Annotated in this window: 1 protein-coding gene; it reads right to left on the bottom strand. The window is 70.3% G+C overall.

Annotation, left to right across the window (positions count from 1 at the left end; all coding sequences use genetic code 11):
* On the bottom strand, nucleotides 1-313 hold a 313-nt coding region (locus tag LZ017_RS21950), incomplete at both ends, for a hypothetical protein (RefSeq protein WP_241399053.1).

Genomic DNA, 313 nt, shown 5'->3' with positions numbered 1-313 from the left:
ACTCCACGACCCCTGCCCCGCATGGCTGATGCTGCCCTGCGCGTTGTTCAGCACACCGGCGCTCATGCTCAGGTCGCGGGCATTGGCCGCGATGGTGCCGCCGGTGTTGTCCAGCAGTCCGTGTGCCGTCAGCCGGGCCATCCCGCTCGCATCGATCTGCGCGAGCTGCCCCGCACGGTGGCTCCAGCTTTGCGCGCTCAGATCCACACGCCCCCCGGAGAGCTTGGCGCCATCCGTCGTCAACGCCCCCGGCGTGCCCAGTACCAGCTGCTGTTGGGCCGCCAGTTGCGCCTGCGCCAGGTTCAGCTCGCCG

It is taken from the genome of Pelomonas sp. CA6 (assembly GCF_022549225.1).
In the GTDB taxonomy this organism is placed as follows: Bacteria; Pseudomonadota; Gammaproteobacteria; order Burkholderiales; family Burkholderiaceae_C; genus Roseateles.
This window is presented reverse-complemented; position numbering and strand designations above follow the sequence as displayed.